Origin of the sequence: Actibacterium sp. XHP0104 (assembly GCF_025751515.1) — a bacterium.
In the GTDB taxonomy this organism is placed as follows: Bacteria; Pseudomonadota; Alphaproteobacteria; order Rhodobacterales; family Rhodobacteraceae; genus Actibacterium_D.
Map to the genome: position 1 here is coordinate 13,684 of NZ_JAOWLE010000002.1, position 21,074 is coordinate 34,757.

General features: G+C 62.6%; 23 protein-coding genes. 11 read left to right on the top strand and 12 right to left on the bottom strand.

Annotated elements, in window-relative coordinates; all coding sequences use genetic code 11:
• Positions 1 to 19: 19 nt before the first annotated feature.
• Positions 20 to 466, bottom strand: coding sequence for a DMT family transporter (locus OE856_RS04445; RefSeq protein ID WP_263714854.1), 447 nt, complete (start codon positions 464 to 466; stop codon positions 20 to 22).
• Positions 467 to 964: 498 nt separating this feature from the next.
• Between OE856_RS04445 and OE856_RS04450 the strand changes: the two genes are divergently transcribed.
• A complete protein-coding gene (locus OE856_RS04450; protein WP_263714855.1) occupies positions 965 to 1,726 on the top strand; it encodes a reverse transcriptase domain-containing protein in 762 nt (253 codons plus the stop codon).
• On the opposite strand, the gene parE is transcribed toward OE856_RS04450, so the two are convergent.
• Both parE and OE856_RS04460 read right to left on the bottom strand, forming a co-directional pair.
• The gene (gene parE / locus OE856_RS04455; protein WP_412174855.1) at positions 1,723 to 3,681 is read right to left on the bottom strand and encodes a DNA topoisomerase IV subunit B; all 1,959 of its coding nucleotides are present in this window, start codon (positions 3,679 to 3,681) and stop codon (positions 1,723 to 1,725) included. The genes OE856_RS04450 and parE overlap by 4 nt on opposite strands.
• 77 nt (positions 3,682 to 3,758) lie before the next feature.
• Positions 3,759 to 4,013, bottom strand: coding sequence for a hypothetical protein (locus OE856_RS04460; RefSeq protein ID WP_263714856.1), 255 nt, complete (start codon positions 4,011 to 4,013; stop codon positions 3,759 to 3,761).
• A 201-nt stretch (positions 4,014 to 4,214) separates the two neighbouring features.
• On the opposite strand from OE856_RS04460, the gene ppk2 reads away from it, so the two are divergent.
• The 3 genes from ppk2 (at position 4,215) to OE856_RS04475 (ending at position 7,355) form a co-directional block, all read left to right on the top strand.
• Positions 4,215 to 5,258, top strand: a complete 1,044-nt coding sequence (ppk2, locus tag OE856_RS04465; RefSeq protein WP_263714857.1) for a polyphosphate kinase 2 — start codon at positions 4,215 to 4,217, stop codon at positions 5,256 to 5,258.
• Positions 5,259 to 5,345: 87 nt separating this feature from the next.
• Positions 5,346 to 5,939 (top strand): SAM-dependent methyltransferase, encoded by a 594-nt coding sequence (locus OE856_RS04470; RefSeq protein ID WP_263714858.1) that lies wholly within the window; start codon positions 5,346 to 5,348, stop codon positions 5,937 to 5,939.
• 51 nt (positions 5,940 to 5,990) lie between these two features.
• Positions 5,991 to 7,355, top strand: a complete 1,365-nt coding sequence (locus OE856_RS04475; RefSeq protein WP_263714859.1) for an MATE family efflux transporter — start codon at positions 5,991 to 5,993, stop codon at positions 7,353 to 7,355.
• Here the strand turns inward: OE856_RS04475 and OE856_RS04480 are convergent.
• Positions 7,352 to 7,762: a hypothetical protein gene (locus OE856_RS04480; protein WP_263714860.1), complete on the bottom strand. Its 411-nt coding sequence runs from the start codon at positions 7,760 to 7,762 to the stop codon at positions 7,352 to 7,354. The two genes, OE856_RS04475 and OE856_RS04480, sit on opposite strands and share 4 nt — an antisense overlap.
• Positions 7,763 to 7,771: 9 nt before the next feature.
• Positions 7,772 to 8,974, bottom strand: coding sequence for a pyridoxal phosphate-dependent aminotransferase (locus tag OE856_RS04485; RefSeq protein ID WP_263714861.1), 1,203 nt, complete (start codon positions 8,972 to 8,974; stop codon positions 7,772 to 7,774).
• 87 nt (positions 8,975 to 9,061) lie between these two features.
• On the opposite strand from OE856_RS04485, the gene OE856_RS04490 reads away from it, so the two are divergent.
• From OE856_RS04490 to OE856_RS04510, 5 genes are all read left to right on the top strand, one after another.
• Positions 9,062 to 9,472 carry a helix-turn-helix domain-containing protein gene (locus OE856_RS04490; RefSeq protein ID WP_263714862.1) on the top strand — a complete coding sequence of 137 codons (411 nt, stop codon included), beginning with the start codon at positions 9,062 to 9,064 and terminating at the stop codon, positions 9,470 to 9,472.
• On the top strand, positions 9,469 to 9,729 hold the full coding sequence (locus OE856_RS04495; RefSeq protein WP_263714863.1) for a succinate dehydrogenase assembly factor 2: 261 nt from the start codon (positions 9,469 to 9,471) through the stop codon (positions 9,727 to 9,729). Before OE856_RS04490 ends, OE856_RS04495 begins: the two co-directional genes overlap by 4 nt.
• Positions 9,730 to 9,818: 89 nt before the next feature.
• Positions 9,819 to 10,316 carry a MarR family winged helix-turn-helix transcriptional regulator gene (locus OE856_RS04500; protein ID WP_263714864.1) on the top strand — a complete coding sequence of 166 codons (498 nt, stop codon included), beginning with the start codon at positions 9,819 to 9,821 and terminating at the stop codon, positions 10,314 to 10,316.
• Positions 10,317 to 10,439: 123 nt separating this feature from the next.
• Entirely contained in the window at positions 10,440 to 11,354 is a 915-nt protein-coding gene (gene thyX / locus OE856_RS04505) for an FAD-dependent thymidylate synthase (RefSeq protein ID WP_263714865.1), read from the top strand.
• Between the two features lie 206 nt (positions 11,355 to 11,560).
• Positions 11,561 to 11,890: a hypothetical protein gene (locus tag OE856_RS04510; RefSeq protein WP_263714866.1), complete on the top strand. Its 330-nt coding sequence runs from the start codon at positions 11,561 to 11,563 to the stop codon at positions 11,888 to 11,890.
• Positions 11,891 to 11,932: 42 nt separating this feature from the next.
• Here OE856_RS04510 and OE856_RS04515 read toward each other — a convergent pair whose 3' ends face one another.
• A complete protein-coding gene (locus OE856_RS04515; RefSeq protein WP_263714867.1) occupies positions 11,933 to 12,139 on the bottom strand; it encodes a cold-shock protein in 207 nt (68 codons plus the stop codon).
• A 218-nt stretch (positions 12,140 to 12,357) separates the two neighbouring features.
• Between OE856_RS04515 and OE856_RS04520 the strand changes: the two genes are divergently transcribed.
• Positions 12,358 to 12,684: an arsenate reductase family protein gene (locus tag OE856_RS04520; RefSeq protein ID WP_263714868.1), complete on the top strand. Its 327-nt coding sequence runs from the start codon at positions 12,358 to 12,360 to the stop codon at positions 12,682 to 12,684.
• A gap of 45 nt (positions 12,685 to 12,729) precedes the next feature.
• Positions 12,730 to 13,086, top strand: coding sequence for a hypothetical protein (locus OE856_RS04525; protein WP_263714869.1), 357 nt, complete (start codon positions 12,730 to 12,732; stop codon positions 13,084 to 13,086).
• Here the strand turns inward: OE856_RS04525 and OE856_RS04530 are convergent.
• The 6 genes from OE856_RS04530 to OE856_RS04555 all read right to left on the bottom strand — a co-directional run bounded on the left by OE856_RS04530 (position 13,080) and on the right by OE856_RS04555 (position 21,003).
• Entirely contained in the window at positions 13,080 to 13,619 is a 540-nt protein-coding gene (locus tag OE856_RS04530) for a DoxX family membrane protein (RefSeq protein ID WP_263714870.1), read from the bottom strand. The two genes, OE856_RS04525 and OE856_RS04530, sit on opposite strands and share 7 nt — an antisense overlap.
• Entirely contained in the window at positions 13,616 to 14,374 is a 759-nt protein-coding gene (locus tag OE856_RS04535; RefSeq protein WP_263714871.1) for a DUF2063 domain-containing protein, read from the bottom strand. Before OE856_RS04535 ends, OE856_RS04530 begins: the two co-directional genes overlap by 4 nt.
• A complete protein-coding gene (locus tag OE856_RS04540) occupies positions 14,371 to 15,228 on the bottom strand; it encodes a DUF692 domain-containing protein (protein WP_263714872.1) in 858 nt (285 codons plus the stop codon). Before OE856_RS04540 ends, OE856_RS04535 begins: the two co-directional genes overlap by 4 nt.
• A 50-nt stretch (positions 15,229 to 15,278) precedes the next feature.
• A complete protein-coding gene (locus OE856_RS04545) occupies positions 15,279 to 15,575 on the bottom strand; it encodes a DUF2282 domain-containing protein (protein ID WP_263714873.1) in 297 nt (98 codons plus the stop codon).
• Positions 15,576 to 15,767: 192 nt separating this feature from the next.
• Positions 15,768 to 17,714 (bottom strand): threonine--tRNA ligase, encoded by a 1,947-nt coding sequence (thrS, locus tag OE856_RS04550; RefSeq protein WP_263714874.1) that lies wholly within the window; start codon positions 17,712 to 17,714, stop codon positions 15,768 to 15,770.
• A 382-nt stretch (positions 17,715 to 18,096) separates the two neighbouring features.
• A complete protein-coding gene (locus OE856_RS04555) occupies positions 18,097 to 21,003 on the bottom strand; it encodes a valine--tRNA ligase (RefSeq protein WP_263714875.1) in 2,907 nt (968 codons plus the stop codon).
• Positions 21,004 to 21,074 lie beyond the last annotated feature (71 nt).

The window sequence follows — 21,074 nt, forward strand, 5'->3', positions numbered from 1 at the left end:
TCGCCCGCCGTGGCGCGGCCTAGGCTTTCTGCGTCAGGAACACGCCAAAGGCCATCACCCCGATACCCAGGGCGCGCATCAGCCCAAGGGGCGAGACCTTGGCCCCGAACAGGCCGAAATGGTCGATCAGCGCGGCGCTGATCAGCTGCCCCAGCAGCACAAAGAACACCGCGTTCCCGACCCCGAATTTTGGCGCGGCCCAGGTGATGGTCAGCACGTAAAAGGCCACGAACAACCCGCCGCCGAACAGGTGAATGGGCGTTCCGGGCAGGTGCCGCAAGGGCGCGGGGCCGGCAATCATCAGCGCGATGAAGGCGGTCACAAAGGCCACGACGAACAGCACCGCTGCAGCCGCCACAGGGCTGCCCAGCCGCACGCCAAGCCCGGCATTGAGCGCCGCCAGCACCGGAATGCCGATGCCCGCCGCCAACATGACAAGCGCGTATTTCATTGTGGTGACGTCCATGACCGACCCTCCCTGATGCGCGCAGGTTAGAGCGGCTTGGGGCGGCTGTCACCGTGCAATTGTGCAAAGCGGGGGTGCGGGGATGGGGGCGCCTTTGGAGGCTGAACCGCCCGGGCGTCAGCCCGGGCAGCGCCCGACCCGCCCCATGGGCGGGCCGAGGGGTGAAGAAAGCGGGCCTTGTTGCATCAGAGTATTGAAAGGCTTGGTCTGCCACCACATATTAAATGGGCATCCGGCGGTAGCATGGCCTATAAGCCATAAGTTGTGCTTGTATGAGTGCTACATGGCTCGAGAAACTGAGTAGTTATGTTCAGGATTATCGGTTTGGTTGGAATTGTCGTGAAGGCGAAAGGAAGCTGGATGTTAAATAGGAGGTTTCAAAATGAAGAAACTGAAGATTTACCTTCGCTTCGTTCGGCGCCATTGGCCCAAGGCGTACTTTGCATACCGCATTGTGCGTTTTGTCCTTGAAACGCTGAGCGAAGCCACCAACTACCGATGGAAAAGAGCTACGAATACCGTTTTGAGCTAAAGCCGGGAAAGCACGTTTTCATTCCAACCCGTGAGGGAATGAAGCGTGGACAATCAATAGTTTCCACGCTTACGAAAAACTGGATGCCGCGTGAATTTTTCTACCACTTTCAAAAGCGCGGCGGGCATGTTGCCGCTTTACGACCTCACGTCGATCAGCAATTCAAGTCCAGCGTAGACTTAACCAACTTTTTTCCTTCTGTCACGAGGACAAAAGTTCACAGATCATTAAAGTCCATCGGCTACGCCAACCGCTACGCCCTAGACGTAGCGTCTGAATCGTGCGTCGAATTTGAAGGGCGAAAGTTCCTTCCATATGGTTTCATTCAATCAATGGCGCTCGCCACGCTAGTCGTTGAAAAGAGTTTGCTGGGGCAGAAGATATCGGAGATCCGCGCAAGTGGTGGGATCGTTACCATGTACGTAGACGATATCCTTGTATCTGGTGAAGACTTTAACACTGTCAAGAAACAGTACGACGAAATTGTTCTTGCAGCGACAGAGTCGGGTTTTGCCGTTTCTGAGGGCAAGTTGTCCCCACCTGACACATCCGTCCGCGCATTCAACTGTGAGCTGTCAAATGGTGAAATACGTGTACTGGATGCACGAATGGGGAAATTTGCGGACGATGGCTTGAACTCAGGAGATGCTACCAAGGACGCAATTCTTAGGTATGTGGGTGTTTTAAATGAAGAACAGCGTAAGTTTCTGAATTCAATCTTCTTTTAAACATCCAACTCCTCCACGAACTTGGCGTTTTCCTGAATATACTGGAACCGCAGTTCGGGCTTTTTCCCCATAAGGCGTTCGACCAGATCGCCGGTTTCGCCCGGCTCGTCCTCGTCGATCGTGACCCGGATCAGCTTGCGGGTTTCGACGTTCATGGTGGTGTCTTTCAGGTCTTTCGCGTCCATTTCACCCAGGCCTTTAAAACGCGAAACGTCGATCTTGCCCTTGCCGCCCAGACCCTTGGCCAGCCAGGCGTCGCGCTCGGCCTGGTCCAGGCAATAGACCCGTTTCGCGCCCTGTGTCAGACGATAAAGGGGCGGGCAGGCCAGGTAGAGGTGGCCCTGGTCGATCAGCGGGCGCATCTGCGTAAAGAAGAACGTCATCAACAGCGACGCGATATGCGCGCCGTCGACATCGGCGTCGGTCATGATGATGATCTTGTCATAGCGCAGGTCGTCGATGTTGAACTTGCTGCCCAGCCCCACGCCCAGGGCTTGGGTCAGGTCGCTGATCTCGGCGTTGGTGCCCAGTTTGGAACTGGCCGCGCCCAGCACGTTCAGGATCTTGCCGCGCAGGGGCAACAGGGCCTGGGTCTTGCGGTCGCGCGCCATCTTGGCGCTGCCGCCCGCGCTGTCGCCCTCGACGATGAACAGCTCGGTGCCGTCGCGGTTGGTGGCCGAGCAATCGACCAGCTTGCCGGGCAGGCGCAGGCGCTTGGTGGCCGATTTGCGCTGGGTTTCCTTTTCCTGGCGGCGGCGCAGGCGTTCCTCGGCCCGCAGCACAAGGTAATCAAGGATCGCGCCCGCGGCCTTGGTGTCGGAGGCCAGCCAGTTGTCGAAATGGTCGCGCACCGCGCCCTCGACCATCTTTTGCGCGGCCTCGGTCGACAGGCGGTCCTTGGTCTGGCCGACAAAGGACGGGTCGGCGATGAAACAGCTGACCAGCGCGCAGCCGCCGTTCATCAGGTCTTCGCGGGTGATTTGCGCGGCCTTCTTGTTGTTCACCAGCTCGCCGTAAGCGCGGATACCCTTGAGCACCGCGTTCCAGAACCCGGCGACATGGGTGCCGCCCTCGGGGGTGGGCACGGTGTTACAGTAAGACTGAATGAACCCGTCGCGCGAGGGCGTCCAGTTGATCGCCCATTCCACGCTGCCCGCCTCGTTGAATTTCTCGCGGAACTCGACCCGGCCGGCAAAGGGGGTGTCGGCATAGGTGGCCGATTTGCCCAGCGTTTCCTTGAGGTAATCGGAAAGGCCGCCGGGAAAGTGGAACGTGGCCTCTTGCAGGGTTTCGCCGTCGCTGATCGCCGTTTTCCAGCGGATTTCGACGCCCGAGAACAGATAGGCCTTGGAGCGCACCATCTTGAACAGGCGTGCGGGTTTGAAGCGGTGATGGCCAAAGATCTGTTCGTCAGCGTGGAAGGTCACAGTCGTGCCGCGCCGGTTGGGGGCGGGGCCGATCTTTTGCGCCGGGCCAAGGGGCAGACCGCGCGAAAAGCGCTGTTCGTAGAGCTCGCGGTTGCGGGCCACTTGCACCACCATGGAATCCGACAGCGCGTTCACCACGGACGAGCCCACCCCGTGCAAACCGCCCGAGGTCTGATAGGCCTTGCCCGAGAACTTGCCGCCCGCGTGCAGCGTGCACAGGATCACCTCTAGCGCGGATTTGTCGGGGAACTTGGGATGCGGGTCGATCGGGATGCCGCGGCCGTTGTCGCGGATGGTGACGGAATAGTCGTCGTGCAGTTCGACCTCGATCCGGTTGGCATGGCCAGCGACGGCCTCGTCCATCGAGTTGTCGAGGATCTCGGCCACCATGTGATGCAGGGCGCGCTCATCCGTACCGCCGATATACATGCCGGGGCGCTGGCGCACCGGCTCCAGCCCTTCGAGAACCTCGATAGACGAGGCGTCATATTGATCGTCGGAGGCTGCCGCCAGCAGATCGTCGGCCATATCCCTGCTCTTTCTTGGTGTTTGTTTGGCCGTGCATTAGACCACTGGCAGGGGCAGGGGGCAATGGCGTTTGCGCCCTATTGGCGGTCGGTATCAGGCACGCCCGCGATGGTCACATATTCGCCGGGGGCGTTCGTCGTCCAGAACAGCCCGCCCTGGTCGCGGATATGGCGCGCGGCATTGTCATAAGGGCTGTCGGGGGGCTGCGACTGGTCCAGCCGGTATCCATTCGCGTCCAGCAGGGCTTGGCTGCCGGACCCGTCAATCTTGCAGGCGATGAACCAGGCACCATCCTGGTTCCTGCCCGCAGTGCAGAACCGCGTGTCCGCCATTGGATAATCCGCCCTCTAAACGGCGCAGGCCGTGAGTCCCCGGGGCACTCGTTCCAATCTACTCGGCACAGGTGGAAAGTGTACGGGGGGGATGCCGTTACGGTCAATCTCAGGCAGTGTTCAATTTTTTGATATCGGTCAAAGCGGGTTTTGTAACTTTTTGGTAACAGGGCAGGGAACCCCAACAAGAGAAGAGCCATAATGCCCGAAACAGCGATCACCAGTGCCAATTCGTCCAAACCCGCCGCCGACGCCAGCGCCAAGCCTGCCGTTTCGGCAGTCGCAGAGCCGGCGGAAAAAACCACGCCGAAACCCGCGCCGAAACCCCGGCCGGCCAAGCCCTCGGCGGCAGCCATCGCCCATGCGTTCGAAACCGGCGAATACCCCTATGCGACCAAGATGTCGCGCCGCACATACGAGACGCAAAAGGCCAAGCTGCAGGCCGAGCTGCTGAAGGTTCAGCTGTGGGGGCAGGAGACCGGACAGAAATTCGTGCTGTTGTTCGAAGGCCGTGACGCGGCCGGCAAGGGCGGCACGATCAAACGGTTCATGGAGCACCTGAACCCGCGCGAGGCCCGCATCGTGGCGCTGAACAAGCCCACCGACGAGGAAAAGGGCCAGTGGTTCTTTCAGCGCTATGTCTCGCACCTGCCGACCGATGGCGAGATGGTGTTCTACGACCGCTCTTGGTACAACCGCGCCGGCGTCGAGCGCGTGATGGGCTTTTGCTCGCCCAACGAATACCTGGAATTCATGCGCCAGACCCCGCTGTTTGAACAGATGCTGGTGCGCTCGGGCATCCGTCTTTACAAATACTGGTTCTCGGTCACCCAGGACGAACAGCGCCGCCGGTTTGAATCGCGCGCCACCGACCCGCTGAAGCGCTGGAAGCTGTCGCCGATCGACAAGGCCTCGCTCGACAAGTGGGATGACTATACCGAGGCCAAAGAGGCGATGTTCTTCTACACCGACACCGCCGATGCGCCCTGGACCATCATCAAGTCGAACGACAAGAAGCGCGCGCGCCTGGAAACCATGCGCCACTTCCTCAGCACGATCGACTACCCCGGCAAGGATCACAGGCTGATCCACGGCCCCGATCCGTTGATCGTGGGCGGTGCCAGTCATGTGATCCACCGCGCCGATCACATCCTGGGCACCTCGCTGCATCCCGAGATGCGCAAGGCGCGCGAAGAAGCCAAGGCCGAGGCCGAGGCTGCCAGCGCGGCCGACGCGGCCAAGTAAAGACGATACGCGATGATCAGAGGCGGGCGGCGGTTGGAAAACCGGCCGCCCGTTTCTATTCTGGGCGCATCAGATCAGGAGTCTCCCATGTGGAATGAACGTTTCAGCACCAAGGATTACGTCTTTGGCACCGAACCGGCCGCCTTTCTGAAACGTGCCGCACCATTGCTGGCACCCGGCCAGTCCGCGCTGGCCGTGGCCGATGGCGAGGGGCGCAACTCGGTCTGGCTGGCCGAACAGGGGCTGGAGGTCACCGCCTTTGATTTCGCGCCCAACGGGCTGGACAAGGGGCGCGCGCTGGCAAAGGCGCGCGGGGTCACGGTCGATTTCCGCCAGTCCGACATTTTCAAATGGGACTGGGCCGGCACGCAATATGACGTGGTGGCCGCGATCTTTATCCAGTTCATGGGGCCGGGCCCGCGCGAACAGGTGTTTCAGGGGCTGAAGCAGGCGCTGAAACCCGGCGGGCTGTTGCTGTTGCACGGCTATGCGCCGCGCCAGGTGGGCTATGGCACCGGCGGTCCGGGGGTCGAGGAAAACATGTATACCACCGACCTTTTGCGCCAGGCCTTCGACGGGTTCGAGATCCTGCGGCTGGACGATTACGACGCCGAGATCGACGAGGGCCACGGCCACAAGGGCCTGTCGGGGCTGGTTGACCTGATCGCGCGCAAGCCCTGACGCCGCACCGTCACGGCTGGACCGGGGCGGCGCGCGGCGATATGCGGGGCCATGAGCACCACCCAGACATACCGCCAGCATCTGGCCGCCACCCTTGGCCTGGGCCTGCCGCTGGTCGGCAGCCACCTGGCGCAATATGCCGTCACGCTGACCGATGCGGTGATGCTGGGCTGGTATGACGTGCAGGTGCTGGCCGCGCAGGTGATCGCGGGCACGCTGTTTTTCGTGCTGTTCCTGATGGGGTCGGGCTTTGCCTTTGCGGTGATGCCGATGGTGGCCAACGCGGCTGGCGCCGGAAATGACCGGCAGGTGCGCCGCGTCACCCGGATGGGGCTGTGGATCTCGCTGGGCTTTGGCCTGCTGACGCTGCCGGTATTCTGGTGGTCGGGCCCGATCTTGCGGATGGCGGGGCAAGAGCCCCAGATCGCCGACATGGCCCAGACCTATCTGCGCATCTGCGGTCCGGCCATCCTGCCGGCGCTGACGGTGATGGTGCTGAAAAGCTATCTGTCCGCGCTGGAACATACCCGCATCGTGCTGTGGGTGACGCTTAGCGCGGTCGGGCTGAACGCGGCGGTGAACTATGCGCTGATTTTCGGCAACTGGGGCGCGCCCGAGATGGGAATCGCCGGGGCGGCGGTGGCCTCGGTGTCGGTGCATCTGGCCTCGGCGCTGGGCATGGCGGCCTATGCGATCTGGGCCACGCCCGAACACGCGCTGTTCAAACGGTTCTGGCGCCCCGATTTCGAGGCCCTGGCCGAGGTCTTTCGCCTGGGCTGGCCCATCGGCCTGACCACCCTGGCCGAGGTCGGCCTGTTCGGCGCCTCGTCGCTGATGATGGGCTGGCTGGGCGCGGTGCCGCTGGCGGCCCACGGGATTGCGCTGCAAATCGCATCGGTGGTGTTCATGATCCACCTTGGCATCAGCGCCGCCGGAACCGTGCGCGCGGGCCGGGCCATAGGGCGGGGCGATGCGACCGGCCTGCGCCGGGCGGCGATCGTGGTGACGGGCCTGTCGCTGTGTATGGCGCTGGTGACGGTGGTGGTGCTGCTGACCATGCCCGAGCCGCTGGTCGGGCTGTTCCTGTCGCCCGACGACCCCGCGCGCCCGGCTGTGCTGGCGCTGGGCGTGTCGCTGCTGGCGGCGGCGGCGCTGTTTCAGATCGTCGATGCGATGCAGGTGATCGCGCTGGGCCTGCTGCGCGGGGTGCAGGACACGCGCGTTCCGATGATCCTGGCGGCGATCAGCTATTGGCTGATCGGCATGCCGGTGGCCTATCTGCTGGGGTTCACGCTGGACATGGGCGGGGTAGGCGTGTGGCTGGGGCTGGCGACCGGCCTGGCCGTGGCGGCGGTGGCGATGATGTCGCGGTTCTGGCTGTGGTCGATCCGGCAGGCCGCGGCAGAGGCGGCCTAGCCTTTCTGTTCCTTCATGATCCGCTCGGCCTTTTTGCGCACCAACACACCACGCAGGTCATGCATGGCCAGCAATAGCGCGTCGGTGACGCGTTCCAGCTGATCATCCTCGGCGCGGGATTGGGCCCATTGCGTGGTCAGGTTCAGGTGATCGACCGTGCGCAGAATGTCATCCACGTCACGTTCGGCCAGAACGGCACGGCGATCCTCGATCCAGCCGCGGATCACCACCATGTCGTCATCCGACAGCTCGCGCCCGCCATGGGGCTTGATCTCGCCATTCTTGACGTTGGCGATAGCGATCTGATCCATCTCGATCCGGCGCTGGCGGTTCTCGGTGTCGATACGAAACACCAGCGCCCCGTTTTCACGGACCCGGAAGTAATATTCAGGCAGATCGCCGGACATGCAGTCCCCTTAGGTCAGCGAGGCGCAGAATTCCTGGATGCGGGTGCAGGCCTCTTTGAGGTTTTCGTCCGACGTAGCGTAGCTGACGCGGAAATTCGGCGAAAGCCCGAATGCCGAGCCGAACACCACCGCCACGCCGCGCTCTTCCAGCAGGGCTTTGGCGAAAGTCTCGTCATCGGTGATCTTGACGCCTGCGGGCGTGGTCTTGCCCAGGCAGCCGGCGATCGACGGGTAGACATAGAATGCGCCCTCGGGTTTGGGGCAGGTCAGCCCCTCGGCGGCGTTCAGCATCTCCAGCACCAGGTCACGGCGACGTTTGAACATCTCGTTGTTGGTGGCGATGTAATCCTGGGTGCCGTTCAGCGCCTCGACGGCTGCCCACTGGCTGACCGAACAGGGGTTCGAGGTCGATTGCGACTGGATCTTGCGGATCGCGTTGATCACCTCTTTGGGGCCAGCGGCATAGCCGATGCGCCAGCCGGTCATGGCATAGGCCTTGGACACGCCGTTGCAGGTCAGCGTGCGGTCATAAAGGCCCGGCTCGACCTCGGCGGGGGTGCAGAATTTGAAATCGTCGTAGACCAGGTGTTCATACATGTCGTCCGACATCACCCACACATGCGGGTGGCGCATCAGAACATCGGTCAGGGCCTTCAGCTCGTCCCAGGTATAGCCCGCACCGGTCGGGTTCGAGGGCGAGTTGAAGATGAACCACTTGGTCTTGGGGGTAATCGCGGCCTCAAGCTGTTCGGGCGACAGCTTGAAATTGTTTTCCAGCGTCGCCTCGACCGCCACCGGAGTGCCGCCGGCCAGCAGCACCATGTCGGGATACGACACCCAATAGGGTGCGGGGATCACCACCTCGTCGCCGGGGTTCAGCGTGGCCATCAGCGCGTTATAGAGAACCTGCTTGCCGCCGGTGCCGACGGTCACTTGGGCGGGCTCATAGTCCAGCCCGTTGTCGCGCTTGAACTTGGCGCAGATCGCCTTTTTCAGCTCGGGGATGCCGTCAACGGCGGTATATTTCGTTTTTCCCGCGTCGATTGCCGCTTTCGCGGCGGCCTTGATGTTCTCGGGCGTGTCAAAGTCAGGCTCACCGGCGCCCAGGCCGATCACGTCCTTGCCCGCTGCGCGCAGTTCAGCAGCAAGGTTGGTCACGGCAATGGTGGGAGAGGGTTTCACACGGGCTAGCGTTTCGGAGAGGAACGACATTTCAAGGCCTCCGGTTTGAAGTTTTGTCCCGTCTCTCATAGGGTGCGGCCAAAGGCCGTTCAAGCCAGATCGAAGGAAAGCGAGCATATGCCACAGGAAATCGACCAATCCGACGGATGGTACTCGGACGAACAGGCCACGTTCGGCGATCGGCTGGCCGCGGCGCGCCAGGCGATGGGGCTTGGCCAGGGCGATCTGGCGGCGCGGCTGGGGGTGCGGCTGAAAACCCTGCGCGGCTGGGAGGAAGACCTCTCGGAGCCGCGCGCCAACAAGCTGCAAATCCTGGCCGGGGTGCTGAACGTTTCGATCATGTGGCTGCTGACCGGGCAGGGCGACGGGCTTGACGCGCCCGATCAGGCCGGGCAGATCCCTGCCGAGGCGGCGGCGCTGTTGTCCGAACTGCGCGAGGCGCAGGCCGGGCTGCAGGCACTGGCCGGCCGCATCGACATGCTGGAACGGCGCCTGCGCGCAGCCATCACCGAAGAGGGCACCCGATGACCGAAACCCACGAGCACCGTCTCAAGCGCATGCTGATGCGCGCCACCCATCGCGGCATCAAGGAAATGGACATCATCCTTGGCAACTATGCCCGCGCCAACCTGTCGGTCATGGAGCCGGCGCAGTTGGATCAACTGGACGCGCTGATGGAGGAAAACGACCAGGATCTCTACCAGTGGGTGTCGGGCCAGATGGCCGCCCCGGACCGGTTCGCGGCCCTGATCGAACGCATCGCCCAACATGCCGGGGCGCGATAGATCGAATTTGATCTAGTTTTGTTCTCGTTTTAACCGAATCTTCGGCTCTGCCCGCGACTGTCGGCTCAAGACGACGGACGGAGCATGGCATGAGCATTCAGGTCCCTTTCACGGCACCTTCGCGCAACGGGTTTTTCACGGGGTATCTAGAGGCGTTGGCGCTGGTCGAACGGCTGCACCGGCTATTGCTGGATGTGATCAAGGACGAGTTCGAACGCGTCGGCATACTGGAAATCAACCCGGTGCAGGCGCTGCTGCTGTTCAATGTGGGCGACAATGAGGTCACCGCCGGAGAGCTGAAATCGCGCGGTTATTACCAGGGCTCGAACGTGTCCTATAACCTCAAGAAACTGGTCGAGCTGGGCTATATGCATCATCAGCGTTGCGAGATCGACCGCCGGTCCGTCCGCGTGCGGTTGACGGCCAAGGGCCGCGCGGTGCGCGACGTGGTCGAGGGCCTGTTCGCCCGACATGCCGAGGGCATCCTGTCCAAGGGCGTCATCGGCCCCGAGGGGCTTGAGGATATCACCGGCGCGCTGAAACGGATGGAACGTTACTGGTCAGACCAGATCCGCTATATCTACTGACGACCGGCGCCAATCCGGCCGATCCTTCAAAAACGCGATCCATACCCGATATGGCGGTTCACGTAAGCGTGCGCCATATATATAGTGCGAAAACGACTCACGCACACAAGAAGGATCGCCCCCATGCCGCTGAGCCCCGAACAACTGGCCGAGATCGAAGAGCTGCGCGCCACCCCGCGCCCGACCCTGCGCGCCGTGTCCGAGGGCATGGAGGCCCATCTCTACAAAGCGATCCCGGTTCTTGATCATGGGTTCGTGCGCGTCATCGACTATATGGGCGACGATTCCGCGATCTGTCAGGCGGCGCGCGTCTCTTACGGCAAGGGCACTAAGTCGGTCAGCAATGACGAAGGCCTGATCCGCTATCTGATGCGCCACTGGCACTCGACCCCGTTCGAGATGTGCGAAATCAAGCTGCACGTCAAATTGCCGGTCTTTGTCGCCCGCCAGTGGATTCGCCACCGCACCGCCAACGTCAATGAATACTCGGCCCGCTATTCGATCATGGACCGCGAGTTCTACATCCCCGCGCCCGAACATATCGCCGCCCAGTCGGTGGTGAACAACCAGGGCCGGGGCGAGGCCCTGTCGGGCGACGAGGCCGCGCGCGTTCTGGAATATCTGAAAACCGACGCCGCGCGCTGCTATGACCACTACGAAGAGATGATCAGCCAGGACGGCCAACAGGGTCTGGCCCGCGAACTGGCCCGCATGAACCTGCCCGCCAACATCTATACGCAATGGTACTGGAAGGTTGACCTGCACAACCTGTTCCACTTCCTGCGCCTGCGCGCCGATGCCCACGCCCAATACGAAATCCGCGTCTATGCCGAAGAAATCTGCAAGGTCGTGGCCGATTGGGTGCCCTTCGCCTATTCCGCCTTCGAAGACTACCGCATGGGGGGCGCGAACCTGTCGGGGCGGGCCATGGACTGCCTGCGCCGGATGCTCAAGGGTGAGCAGGTCGAGCAAGAGACCTCGGGCATGAGCAAGGGCGAATGGCGCGAGTTCCAAACCCTGCTGGCCGATCAGGCCTAAGTCACAGAATCACTATTTCTACCATCCGCGCCATTGGTTCCATTTCGGGGCTAATGGCGCTGATTGCCCTTAACTGTTTGCCGTTTAAGCGGAAATCCAGCTTTATCCCCGCCGACCCGCGCCACGAAATTGACACAATTCGCACAGCTGTTAACCTGCTGTTAATCAATCAATTCCGAGCAGCCGTATTATCTGGGGGTAAGACCATGTTTCTACGTAACGCCGCCGTGGCGGTGGGGCTGCTTGCTATTTCGGGAGGCGCGGCGCTGGCCAATCCGGCGACTGACGCGCTGACCCGGCAATGGAACTACACCGCTCCGCACAATCCCGATGCCTCGCTGCCCAATGCCGCGACCCGCGCCAGCAACCAGTGCCCCGAAGGCACGTCCAGCGCGACGGGCACGACCGGTCAATACTGCGCGGGCATGCCGCGCGGGCAGTTCGTCCAAGTGTCCGAGGTGCCCGACGGGTATCAGGGCCGCGTCTTTCGAGTGCACCCTCTGAACGGGTCGGGCTACCAGGATCTGGGCTGGTGATTCAAAGCCGCCCCATGGCGGGGCGGCCCCGAACGGCAGGCGTCACAGCGCCTTGATGTCTCCGGCCATCTGGCGGCCATCGCGGCCTTCAAGCAGCTCATATGCCACTTTCTGGTTGTCGTTCAGGCCCTTGAGACCTGCACGTTCGACCGCCGAGATGTGCACGAACACATCCTTGCCGCCCTCATCAGGGGCGATGAAACCATAGCCTTTGGTGGTGTTGAACCATTTGACGGTGCCGGTGGGCATTCCGCTTCTCCTTTAGTCGTGTTGCCCGCTGCGGGATTGCGCGGGCGGGTCGCAGCCAGGTCTTCCAAGTCTTCCGGCTGCCCCAAGTGAGGAGCGGACGTCGTAGAAACCTTGTTTTGACGTGCAAAATCATGTGGGGCGAATCGCCTCAAAGGCAAGTGACATCTCTTTTGCTTTCACCGGCGGGCGGTATACTGCCGGAAAATTGAGGAGGTCGGATGCGACTATTTGGGCTGAAAGCCTGCGATACATGCAGGAAGGCAACCAAGGCCATCGCCGCCACCGGGCGCGATGTGCAGATGGTGGATGTGCGTGAAACACCGCTGGCCGCGGCCGATCTGGCGCGGTTTCATGCCGCTTTCGGCGAAGATCTGGTCAATCGCCGGTCAACGACCTGGCGCGGGTTGGATGAGGCCGCGCGTGCCCGCCCGGCGCTGGAGCTCTTGGCAGAGCACCCGGCGCTGATGAAACGCCCGGTGATCGACACTGGCGACGGGCTGTTCCTGGGCTGGGGCCCGGACGTACAGGCCCAGGTTATTGGATAACCGGTCGCCGTCCCCTATATCGGCACGAACTAAAGGAGAGAGCAGATGCGCAATGCCGCCCTTACCCTGGGTGTGATCGCCGGAGTGATCGGGCTGATCGTGGGGTTTTTCAGCTATGGCTATACCGTCTTCATCGAGGAATTCGGCGAGGTGGGGGATATTGCCCATCAGGTTGACAACATCGCGCTGGTCCGCGGCGCGGCGCTGCTCTCGCCCATTCTGGCGATCGCCGGCGGCGCCATGGCACGGTCGCAGAACATCGCAGCGGGGGTGCTGTTGCTGGCCTCGGCTGCCGGCATGATGTGGGCCTTTGGCTTTGGTGTTTTCACCATGTTCCCGATCGCCATGGCCGGGCTGGGCGGTCTGCTGGCGCTGTTGGCGCGCCAGCCTGACGCTCACTGAAGTTTCAGCAGGCGGTCCAGCGACAGCGGGCCGCCGCCACGTAGAACCAGCCCGATCAACAGCACGATCCAGAACAGGCGCTGATCCATGATCAGACTGTCGGGTGCGCCATCGAACCAGGCGCCCAGCGTCGCGGGCTGTGAAATGGCGCCGTGGCCAAACAGGTCGGTCAGCGTCTGAACCGCGACAAAGCCGATCATCCCCAGCGCCGCCAGCCGGGTGAACAGCCCCAGCAGCAGCAACAGCGGCAGCAGATATTCCGCATAGGCCCCGGCCAGCACCACAAGGCGGTGAAACACCGTCATCTGGTTGATGTCATAGCCCACCGATTCAAACACGCGCGGGAAAATCTGCGCATAGGCGCCTAGCGTTGGGGTGAATAGCCCGTCGAGTTTGGTGTTTGCCGAATTCCAAAAGTAAAACAGCAAGATTGCGGCAAAAGTGAAACGCAATAATGTCGGAATAAGCGCGGGCGCCAGCCGGTTTTCCATCATTCCGAATGCCGAGTTGTGGATATTTATGAGTGTTTTCATTTGATTGCATCCCCTTCCTGAATCGATATCGCACCCTCGGACAGCAACAGGCCAAAAACGGGCATAATGTCGAAATTGTGACACTGATCAGACGCGGTCAGATGCGCGATTTCCAGCGTTTCGCCCCGGCCCAGGGCCTCGATGAAGGCTGCGCCGCCCGGGGGCAGCAGGTGAACATGCGGGTCGAACTCGGGCCGGGTGATCAGCGCATCTTCGGGCTGCGCGGCGGGCAGTTTGACGGGCGAGACCTGATGCGCCTGCCAGATCGAGGCCACCGGATACTCCGAGCGGATGACCTGCACCGCCGGGGCCAGCCGAAACCGCAGCTGCATCAGTGCCACCGGCTCCAGCGAATTTAGCGCTTCGGGTGAGAACGGGGCCGCGTCGGCGGCGTGATAGGCCACCCGCAGCGCGTATTCCAGCCGCGCCACATCGGGCAGGTAGGGCAGATGCGCGACCGGCGGAAAGCCCGCCAGAAACGCGGGCATCTGCGCGCCATAAAGCATCAGCACCGGGGTTTCAGGCGGATGCGCGCGCAGGAACACGCCCGCCATCGCTGCAAAGAATTCATCGCCCACCAGCATCCGCAGCACCGGAAAGGCGGTTTCCAGCGCCTCGGTCAGGCCGACGGCGACATTGTTGCGATAGACGTCAAAACGCCGGCCCGCGGGCCGACCGCCGGGGGCCGATAGGCCGGCAGGCACGGCCCGCTCGGCATCCAGCATGGCCTGGGTGAAATCGGCCTGGCGCATCATGCCGACACCTGTTCCAGCAGCGCGCCGGCTTGGGCGGCCTCGTGTTCCAGCACGGGCCAGTCGGGCACGTCATTGTCCCATTCGATCAGCGTGGGCCGCGCACCTGCGCGGGCCAGCGTATGGGCATACAGCGCCCAGACCGGATCGACCACCGGCTTGCCGTGGCTGTCGATCAGCAGCGGTGCGCCGGTATCGTCGGTATCATCGTCATGGCCGCCCAGGTGGATCTCGCCCACATGGGCCAGCGGAAAGGCGTCGATATAGGCATAGGGGTCGGTCTGCTGGTTGGTGGCTGACACAAACACATTGTTCACATCCAGCAACAGCCCGCAGCCGGTGCGCCGCGCGATCTCGGCCAGGAAATCGACCTCGGCCCAGGTGGTTTCGTCAAAGGCCAGGTAGGTGGACGGGTTCTCCAGCAGCATCTGTCGGCCAAGCACGTCCTGCACCTGATCGATGTGATCGCACACGCGCGCCAGCGTATCGGCGGTATAGGGCAGGGGCAGTAGGTCGTTCAGAAAGGCGCTGTCATGGGTCGACCAGGCCAGGTGTTCGGAAAACCGGGCGGGGGACAGCCAACCGACAAGATGTTTGAGCCGCGCCAGGTGGTCGGCATCCAGCGGGTCTTCGCCGCCGATCGACAGGCCCACGCCATGCACCGAGATCGGAAACCGCTCTGCCAGGTGCCGCAGCTGCGCCAGAGGGCGGCCACCGTCGCCCATGTAATTCTCGGCATGGATCTCCAGCCAGGCCACCGCGCCGGGATCATCGACCAGCGCCGCGAAATGCTGGGGCTTGTAACCCACGCCGGGCAGGTTCGGCAGATCGGGAAAGCGGGGGGCGGCGTCCAGCATGGTATCCTCCAGATGGTGCGCCCCCGGCGCGGAGCCGGGGGCGGTTGGTCTTATGCGGGCAGGTCACGGTCCAGCGCGGTCAGCGAACCCATGCGGCCTTCGGGCGCTTCCATGGTTTCGCAGGTGCCGGCGGGGACCAGCTTCCAAGCGTTGCCCTGGAAATCGACCTTCGAGGTGCCGGCGCAGGTGGTGCCGGGGCCAGCGGCGCAATCGTTCTGACCGGCCAGCGAAACGCCAAAGCATTTCTCCATTGCGTCTTTCTTCATCTCGTCGGCGCTGGCGGCATGGGCGCTCAGAGCGGCAGCAACGGCACCAGCAACGGCCAGAGATTTCATGTGGATCGACATTCGGAATACTCCCTTGTAAAACTGTTCGTCGCCCTTGCGACAAGGACAGAGCTAGGCCATGTCGGCGATCAACTGCTACTCACAGGGGTGTGTTGCACGGCGCTGTTATGGTCTGAAACAATTCGCCGGGTTGAATATGAAATGAAAAAGGCGCCGAAAACCGGCGCCTTTTCAATTGGTTGGTTGAATTTTTCAGGCCTGATCGGGGGCCTTGGCCTCTTGGGTCAATTGGGCCACGATCTCGTCAAGTGTTACAACCGCGGTCTGCTTTTCACCCAGCCGCCGCACGGTGACCGAGCGTTCCTCGACCTCTTTCATGCCAATGGCCAAGATCACCGGCACCTTGCCCAGGCTGTGCTCGCGGACCTTGTAGTTGATCTTTTCGTTGCGGGTATCGGCCTCGGCCCGCACACCGGCGGCGCGCAGGGCGGCGACAACCTCGTTCACGAACCCGTCGGCGCCCGACACGATCGAGGCCACAACCACCTGGCGCGGCGCCAGCCAGAAGGGCAGCTTGCCCGCATGGCTTTCGATCAGGATGCCGATGAACCGTTCGAACGACCCCAGAACCGCACGGTGCAGCATGACCGGGCGATGCTTGGCCCCGTCGGCGCCGATATAGGTGGCGTCCAGCCGCTCGGGCAGAACGAAATCCACCTGCAAGGTGCCGCACTGCCAGTCACGGCCGATGGCGTCGGTCAGAACGAATTCCAGTTTCGGCCCATAGAAGGCGCCTTCGCCGGGGTTCAGGTCAAAGTCATAACCCGCCGCCTCGGTCGCCGATTTCAGCGCCGCCTCGGCCTTGTCCCAGACCTCGTCGCTGCCGGCGCGGGTGTCGGGACGATCCGAGAATTTCACCGCGAATTTCTCGAAGCCCAGATCCTTGTAGATCGCCGACAGGAATTCGATGAACAGCTTGGTTTCAGATTCAATCTGATCCTCGGCGCAGAAGATATGCGCGTCATCCTGCGTGAACCCGCGCACCCGCATGATGCCATGCAGCGCGCCCGAGGGTTCATACCGGTTGCACGACCCGAACTCGGCCATGCGCAGCGGCAGGTCGCGATAGGATTTCAGGCCCTGGTTGAAGATCTGCACATGGCAGGGGCAGTTCATCGGCTTCAGCGCGTTGATCGCCTTTTCGCGGGCATGGTCCTCGTCCACTTCGACGATGAACATGTTTTCCTGGTATTTCTCCCAGTGGCCCGAGGCCTCCCACAGCTTGCGGTCGACGACCTGCGGGGTGTTCACCTCGACATAGCCGCCCGCATCCTGGCGGCGGCGCATGTAGTCTTGCAGCGTGGTGTAGATGCGCCAGCCATTGGGGTGCCAGAACACCTGGCCGGGGGCCTCTTCCTGCATGTGGAACAGGTCCATCTCGCGGCCCAGCTTGCGGTGGTCGCGCTTGGCGGCCTCTTCCATCATGATTTCCCAGGCCTTCAGATCCTTGCGGTTCTTGAAGGCCACGCCGTAGATGCGTTGCAGCATCGGGCGGGTGTGATCGCCCAGCCAATAGGCGCCGGCCACATGGGTCAGCTTGAAGGCGTCGGCGGGCAGTTGCCCGGTGTTTTGCAGGTGCGGGCCGCGGCACAGATCCTGCCACTCGCCATGCCAGTACATCCGCAGGTCTTCGCCCTCGGGGATGCGGGCGATCAACTCGACCTTGAAGGGCTCGTTCGCGTCCTCGTAATGCTTGATCGCTCGGGCGCGGTCCCAGACCTCGGTGCGCACGGCATCGCGGGCGTTGATGATTTCCTTCATCCGCGCCTCGATCTGGCCCAGATCCTCGGGGGTAAAGGGCTCCTCGCGGTCGAAATCATAGAACCAGCCCTGATCGCGGACGGGGCCGATGGTGACCTTGGTGTCGGGCCAGATGTCCTGCACAGCGCGGGCCATGACGTGGGCCAGATCGTGGCGGATCAGCTCCAGCGCCTGGTCATCGTCTTGCAGGGTGTGAATGGCGATGGTGGCATCCGCGTTGATCGGCCATTGCAGATCGTAATGCGCGCCGTTCACGGTTGCGGAAATTGCCTTTTTTCCCAACGAGGTAGAGATATCGGCCGCCACTTCGGCAGGGGTGATGCCTGCCGCGAAATCGCGCGAATTGCCATCGGGGAAGGTGAGGGAAATCTGGGCCATATGTTCGGCCTCCTCGTCAGTTTGGCGCCCACGGAACGCCCGGTTGCGGGTATGGTTCGCGGCCCTTTTGGCCAATGGGTGGGGGGATGTCAATAAGCGGGGGGCGGCAGGGGCGGAGTGTGACGAGCCACCTGTATACGCGCCGTCGGGTTTCCCGGCGCAACCGGGCCCACTAAGGCCACGCGGCTGGATCAGCCAATTGATCAGTGCCACGGGCCCTGTCTGTGTTCAGGTCAGGCCGCGACCGGGCAGGCCTGACGACGCGGCAAAAGGCGGGCCGTCTTTCGCGGCGCGATCATCATAGGATGGGGGAAACCGGGCGGCTTATCAACGCCGCGAAATGTCGCGACCCACCCCAAAGGGCAGGTCGCCAATCTTTGTATCAGGCCAGTTCGGCCAGACGATCCAGCGCGGCGGTCAGCTTGCCGCGTTCCTCGATCTTTTGCGCCACCAGCTCGCGGGTTTCCTCGACCACCTCGTCGGGGGCGCTTTCCAAGAACTTCGGGTTCTTCAGGCGGCCCTCAAGCCCGCCCAGATCCTTGGCCAGCTTTTGCAGCGTCTTTTCCAGCCGCGCCTGTTCCTCGGCCACGTCGATCACATCGGCCAGCGGCAGGCCAAAGGTGCCGCCCTCGACCGCGATGGTGACACAGCCCTTGGGCAGCGCCTCGACCGGGGTCAGGCTGTCAATGCGCGCGAGGCGCTTGATCAGCGTTTCGTTGCGCGCCCAGGCGGCCTGACCGGCGGCGTCCAGCTGCAATTGCAGCATCGGCAGGTGCAGCCCCGCGGGCACATGCATCTGCGCGCGAACCGACCGGATGCCCTCGATCAGCGAGATCACCCAGTTCATTTCACGGTCGGCATCCGCGTCAACCAGATCGTTGCCATAGGCGGGCCATTCGGTCTGCATCAGCATCGTGCCGCGCTGACCCAGCGTGCCCCACAGCTCTTCGGTGATATAGGGCATGATCGGGTGCAGCAGGATCAGGCACTGGTCGATGACCCAGGCCATGGTCGCAGCGGTTTCGGCCTTGGTGTCGGCGTCGCCATCCAGAAGCAGCGGCTTCGAGAACTCGACATACCAGTCACAGACCTTGCCCCAGACGAAGGCATAAAGCGCATGCGCCGCGTCGTTGAACCGATAGTTGACCAGCGCCTCGTCGACCACCTCGCGCACGCGGGCGGTTTCACCGATGATCCACTTGTTCACCGTGGCGGTGGGGGCAGGGATGGCGCCGGTGGGGGCATAGCCCTCGAACACGCCGTTCATCTCGGCAAAGCGCGAGGCGTTCCACAGCTTGGTGCCGAAGTTGCGATAGCCGGCGATGCGCTGCATATCCAGTTTCAGCACGCCGCCCAGGCTGGCCATGGCCGCATTGGTAAACCGCAGCGCATCGGCGCCGTATTCGTCGATGATCTCCAGCGGGTCGACGACGTTGCCAAGGCTTTTCGACATCTTCTTGCCCTTGGCGTCGCGCACCAGGCCGTGCAGGTAGACATCGTGGAACGGAATTTCATCGACCACGGCCAGCTGCATCATCATCATCCGCGCCACCCAGAAGAACAGGATGTCCTGCCCCGTGACCAGCACCGAGGTGGGGAAGTATTTTTCCAGCTCGGGCGTCTTTTCGGGCCAGCCCAGCGTGCCGATCGGCCAGAGGCCGGACGAGAACCAGGTGTCCAGCACATCCTCGTCACGGGTCAGCGCCTTGTCGCCGGCCATCTGAACGGCCTCGGCCTCGGAAGCGGCGCAATACTGGTTGCCTTCGTCGTCATACCAAACCGGGATCTGGTGGCCCCACCACAGCTGGCGCGAGATGCACCAGGGCTCGATATTGTCGAGCCAGTGGTAATAGGTCTTTTCGCCGCTCTCGGGCATGATGCGGACCTTGCCGCCGCGCACCGCGTCCAGCGCGGGGCCGACGATCTTGGCGGTGTCGACGAACCACTGGTCGGTCAGCATCGGCTCGATGACGACCTTGGACCGGTCGCCAAAGGGCTGCATGATCATCTTGTTTTCGACATAGGGCACCGGATCGGTGGCAAAGCAGACCCGGCCGTCGCTGTCGTCGGGTTCGCTGATCATCACAGCCAGCCCTTCGCTGGTGATCTGTTCAACCACGCGTTTGCGTGCCTCGAACCGGTCCAGCCCGCGCAGATCGTCAGGCACCAGGTTGATGGCGTCGGTCTCGGCCTCGGTCAGGCTGCGTTCGCCCTTGGCGACGGCCATGGCGATCTGGGCGGCCTCGGCATAGGGGGCGCCGTCGTCGCGCATCTGGCCGCGCGTATCCATCAGGCGATACATCGGAATGCCGCCGCGTTTGGCGACCTGGTAGTCGTTGAAATCATGCGCGCCGGTGATTTTCACCGCGCCCGAACCAAAGGTCGGATCGGGGTAGTCATCGGTGATGATCGGGATCAGGCGGCGGTGTTCCTTGGGGCCGACCGGAATTTCGCACAGCTTGCCCACGATCGGCGCATAACGTTCGTCCGACGGATGCACCGCAACCGCGCCGTCGCCCAGCATGGTTTCGGGGCGGGTGGTGGCGATCGAGATATAGTCGCGCTCTTCGCTGAACAGAACGTTCCCGTCCTCGTCCTTTTCGACATAGGTATAGGTCGCGCCCCCGGCCAGCGGGTATTTGAAATGCCACATATGGCCCGCGACCTCGATATTCTCGACCTCGAGGTCGGAAATCGCGGTTTCGAAATGCGGGTCCCAGTTGACCAGCCGCTTGCCGCGATAGATCAGGCCCTTGTTATACATGTCCACGAACACCTTGATCACGGCATCGTGGAAGTTGCCCTCTTCGCCCGCCGGCGCGCCCTCGGCCCCCGACATGGTAAAGGCGTTGCGCGACCAGTCGCACGAGGCGCCCAGCCGTTTGAGCTGATTGATGATGGTGCCGCCCGACTGGGCCTTCCAGTCCCAGACCTTCTCCAGGAACTTCTCGCGACCCATCTCGCGGCGGGTGGCGTTCGACTTATCCTTGGCCAGCTCGCGCTCGACCACCATCTGGGTGGCAATGCCGGCGTGGTCCTGGCCGGGCTGCCACAGCGTGTCGAACCCGCGCATCCGGTGCCAGCGCACCAGGATGTCCTGCAACGTGTTGTTGAACGCGTGGCCCATATGCAGGCTGCCGGTGACGTTCGGCGGCGGGATCATGATGCAGAAGGTGCCGGTTTCGGCATTGGCCACATGCTTGCCCGCGCTAAAGCACCCGGCCTTTTCCCAGGCGTCATACAGGCGGCTTTCGGCAGAGGCGGCGTCGAATGTTGTTTCCATCGGCATCTTGGGGGTGTCCCACGTCTGAATTCGGTTTTGCCCGATCTACCGCGTGGGCGCGGCAAGGCCAACCCCTC